Origin of the sequence: Nocardia sp. NPDC050713, assembly GCF_040654315.1 — a bacterium.
Lineage (GTDB): Bacteria > Actinomycetota > Actinomycetes > Mycobacteriales > Mycobacteriaceae > Nocardia.
In genome coordinates, this window is record NZ_JBFAHS010000038.1 from 1 (window position 1) to 3,270 (window position 3,270).

Here is a 3,270-nt window from a genome sequence, read left to right on the forward strand (position 1 = left end):
CGGCCTCGATCGCGGCTGGCTCGATCTCTTCCAGCAGCTCCTCTGCCTGACTCAGGAGTTGAGCGCGGCGCGCGCCCAGTTCCGCGAGCTTCCGCAACGCTGCCACCTGTGCTTCTTCGGGAAGTTCAACCATGGACCGAAGAGTAGCGCAGAAACTCGCCATGATGAAGTGTTGTACGCATCGTGGTTTCTGTGTCATGGTTGAGCCGTTCCCAAACGGGAGCGGCCCCGAGCCGGTGTCTCACCACCTGCTCAGGGCCTTGACCACCCCCCTTGAATGAGAAGGAGGGCGATCCGTGATGGATCGTACCCAGGGGTCCGGCGCGTCCGTGCCCGACCCCGCCCCGAACCCGTCCCCGGCTCCCGAGCCGACGCCCGCCCCGGCCCCCGAGCCGGTGGTCGTGGAGCGCGGCTCCGGCTACAGCGTCGTGTGGCCCCAGGACGGGGGTGCCCGATGAGCGGCTGGCCGTTGCACGTCGTCTCCCGGTACCTCACGGTCGGCACGGCCACCGTGGATGTCATCGACACGGGCATCTGGTCGATGATGAAGGGCAGTCTCCTGGGCCGCTCCGTGTCGGCGGCCTGCACCGGCTGTGACCAGGAGATCGGCGAGAAGACCCGCCGCGACTGGTACAGCGACCAGGATCAGCCGGAGGTGTTCGAGGACGGCCTCCGCGAGCTGCGGAAGGCTGCCCAGGCGCACGCCGAGGTCTGCCGCGCGATGCCCGCCCCGGACGGTGCGCGATGAGCTACGCCGGCGGAACCAAGCCGAAGCCCTCGGCCCCCAAGCCCACGGGCCCGAAGTTCTTCACCAACGAGCGCCTGGTCGTCCTGATCGCCGTCGCGGCCGGGATGGCCGCCGCCAGCGGGGCCGGCGCCTTCGTCCAGCACTTCGACGGCCCGCGCTGGTCGCAGATCGTCGTCGCGGAGCTGGTCGCGGTCGGCGTGATGCTGGGCGCCTTCGAGCTGCTGTCCGCCTGGCAGCGCCGGATCCGGCTGGACTGGCTGTGCGCGGTCCAGGACGAGGCCGTGGCCGCGCACTGGGCGGGCACCTGCGGCTGCACCTACCCGGCGATGCTCGCCGACTGCGACGCCTGGAACGACGCGCTGGTGCTCGCGGTCGAGGTCGAGGACGGTGCTCTGTGAGCGCGCCGCTGCCCCTGACCGGCGAGGCCTGCGCTCGCCTGGACGCGCTATTCCGCCTCCACCACGCCCGCTTGGTGGCCTTCGCCGCGACCCGGACCCGGGATTTGGCCACGGCCGAGGACGTCGTCTCGGAGGCCTGGTTGCGGGCCGCCGCCTCGCTCCACCAGCTGCGAGCTGACGACGAGCGGGCGTACGGCTGGCTGCGGGCGATCGTGGTCCGCGCCGCCGTCGACCACTACCGGCCGCGCCGCGCCGACGAAAGGCCGGCGGACTTCACCGACGCGGCCACCGCCCAGGCGCTGCCCGTGTCGGCGCCGGCCGACGAGAGCGAGGGCCTGGCGCTCGCGCTGCTGACGGCCGCCCAGGCCGTCGTCATCAAGCTCAAGGCCCAGGGCCTGAGTGACCTGCGGATCGCCCACCGGATCGGGCGCTCCGAAACGGCGGTCCGCAAGCGCAAGCACGCCGGCGCCCGCCGCCTCCGACTCCAGATGGCTGGGTGATCCTGATGAACGCGCAGTTCCGACGCACGACCACCCGGGCCGCCCTCGCGGCCCCGGCCATCGCGGTGACGGCCGTCTCGGCGGTGCTGACCGTCGCGGTCGTGGCCCTGTGGCTCCAGGGCGTGATGCCGCTGCTGCTGGCGCTGGTGATCGGCCTGGGCTACGACGGCGCCTGGCTGGCCGCGCTCGCCTACGAGCGGCGCCTGGCCGGGCAGGGCGACCACAACGGCACCGTCACGGCGATGGGCTGGATCTTCGGCGCGCTGACGACCGCGATGCTGGTCGTCCACGCGCTGACCAGCCCTCACACCGCCGGGTGGCTCGCGGTGGCCTGGCTCCCGCTCGCCGCGAAGACGATGTGGTGGCTCCACGGGGTCTGGGAGGCATCGGAGATCAGCCCGAAGGCCAAGGCGGAGATCCGCCGCGTGCTCCAGGACTCCCGCGACAGCGCGGCGGTCTCCCGGGCGGTGCTGACCGCGAAGACCCACGGCGAGCGGATCCGCATGGACTCCCTGTCCCGGGCCGGTGAGGCGGTGGCCAAGGCCCAGGCGAAGGCCGCGCGGACCCTCTCCGGCGCCTGGGAGGAGCTGGCCCAGGTCTCCGGCGAGGAGGACCAGGCGCCGGTCCTGGAGCGGATGGTCGCCCCGGCCGCGCCGGTGTGGGAGCTGCCGGTGTGGACGCCGGTGGAGGCCTTGCGCCCGCAGTCGGCGACGGCCGCTCTCTCCGGCGGAGACGGCGCGGAGGTCCGCCCCCAGCCCGCTACCGCCCAGGTCAGCGCCCCGGAGGCGTCCGGCGGTCTCCGCCCGGAGACCGAGCAGGCTCCGGAGCGGAAGGCCGCGTCCGTCGCCTCCCTGGTCCGCCTGGCGGTCGCGGAGGTCGGCGACGACCCAAAAGCGGTGACGGCCTGGGTGAGCGCCAGGACGACGAAGGCGGTGCGGCCGGAGACGGTCACCCGGGAGATCCGCAACACGAGGAACACCCCCACCGACACCAAGGCCGGCGCCTTCGGGTTCGCCGCCGGGAGGAACTGACCATGGCCGAGCCGCGCTACTACACGACCGCCGAGAAGGCCAAGCTCACCCTGCTGGTGGCCCGCGCCGCCGCCGGGGGCGACCGCGCCAAGATCGGCGCCCGCATCGACGAGATCCAGGCCGAGGCGGTGGCCCGCGAGGAGGCCGAGGACGCCGCCCGCGAGAAGGCCAAGCAGGACGCCCGGGACGAGAAGGCCAAGGCCAAGGCCGAGCGGGACGGCAAGTCGTACTGGATCTGACCGACCACCAGGGGTGGGCCCACCCCGGGCCCGCCCCGTATCCCGGCCGAACGGCCCTCACGACCTCGAAGGAGACGCGATCATGCGCAAGACCGTGACCACGACCTGTGTCCTGTACCTCCAGCCCGGCGACGTCCTGCGGGACTCCGGCGCGGTGGTCTCCCACATCATCACCAACGTGGCCCCCGGGCTGACCGACGTGGTGACCGACAAGGGCGTGCGCCGGATGCTCACCACGAAGAGCGTCACCGTCATCCGCTACCGCTGAACCACCCCCGGGGGGGGGCCCCCCCCGCCCCCCCCCCCCCCCCCCCCCCCCCACCCCCCCCCCACCCCCACCCCCCCCCCCCCGCG

At 73.4% G+C, this 3,270-nt stretch carries 7 protein-coding genes; all 7 read left to right on the forward strand.

The window, feature by feature from the left end; all coding sequences use genetic code 11:
- Window positions 1-299 precede the first annotated feature (299 nt).
- The 7 genes from AB0H49_RS34320 (at window position 300) to AB0H49_RS34350 (ending at window position 3,184) form a co-directional block, all read left to right on the forward strand.
- Entirely contained in the window at window positions 300-458 is a 159-nt protein-coding gene (locus AB0H49_RS34320; protein WP_357257272.1) for a hypothetical protein, read from the forward strand.
- The gene (locus tag AB0H49_RS34325; RefSeq protein ID WP_357257274.1) at window positions 455-748 is read left to right on the forward strand and encodes a hypothetical protein; all 294 of its coding nucleotides are present in this window, start codon (window positions 455-457) and stop codon (window positions 746-748) included. The genes AB0H49_RS34320 and AB0H49_RS34325 overlap by 4 nt, the downstream gene beginning before the upstream one ends.
- Entirely contained in the window at window positions 745-1,146 is a 402-nt protein-coding gene (locus AB0H49_RS34330) for a hypothetical protein (RefSeq protein ID WP_357257277.1), read from the forward strand. Before AB0H49_RS34325 ends, AB0H49_RS34330 begins: the two co-directional genes overlap by 4 nt.
- Window positions 1,143-1,646, forward strand: a complete 504-nt coding sequence (locus tag AB0H49_RS34335) for an RNA polymerase sigma factor (RefSeq protein ID WP_357257280.1) — start codon at window positions 1,143-1,145, stop codon at window positions 1,644-1,646. The genes AB0H49_RS34330 and AB0H49_RS34335 overlap by 4 nt, the downstream gene beginning before the upstream one ends.
- Before the next feature lie 5 nt (window positions 1,647-1,651).
- Window positions 1,652-2,677 carry a hypothetical protein gene (locus tag AB0H49_RS34340; RefSeq protein ID WP_357257283.1) on the forward strand — a complete coding sequence of 342 codons (1,026 nt, stop codon included), beginning with the start codon at window positions 1,652-1,654 and terminating at the stop codon, window positions 2,675-2,677.
- 2 nt (window positions 2,678-2,679) lie between these two features.
- Window positions 2,680-2,916, forward strand: a complete 237-nt coding sequence (locus tag AB0H49_RS34345; protein ID WP_357257286.1) for a hypothetical protein — start codon at window positions 2,680-2,682, stop codon at window positions 2,914-2,916.
- 82 nt (window positions 2,917-2,998) lie between these two features.
- Entirely contained in the window at window positions 2,999-3,184 is a 186-nt protein-coding gene (locus AB0H49_RS34350) for a hypothetical protein (protein WP_357257289.1), read from the forward strand.
- Window positions 3,185-3,270 lie beyond the last annotated feature (86 nt).

What these genes read in the sequence shown, in the direction of transcription:
- AB0H49_RS34350 (WP_357257289.1), top strand. Translation starts at nt 2,999, where the DNA reads ATGCGCAAGACCGTGACCACGACCTGTGTCCTGTACCTCCAGCCCGGC.
- AB0H49_RS34345 (WP_357257286.1), top strand. Translation starts at nt 2,680, where the DNA reads ATGGCCGAGCCGCGCTACTACACGACCGCCGAGAAGGCCAAGCTCACC.
- AB0H49_RS34320 (WP_357257272.1), top strand. Translation starts at nt 300, where the DNA reads ATGGATCGTACCCAGGGGTCCGGCGCGTCCGTGCCCGACCCCGCCCCG.
- AB0H49_RS34340 (WP_357257283.1), top strand. Translation starts at nt 1,652, where the DNA reads ATGAACGCGCAGTTCCGACGCACGACCACCCGGGCCGCCCTCGCGGCC.
- AB0H49_RS34325 (WP_357257274.1), top strand. Translation starts at nt 455, where the DNA reads ATGAGCGGCTGGCCGTTGCACGTCGTCTCCCGGTACCTCACGGTCGGC.
- AB0H49_RS34330 (WP_357257277.1), top strand. Translation starts at nt 745, where the DNA reads ATGAGCTACGCCGGCGGAACCAAGCCGAAGCCCTCGGCCCCCAAGCCC.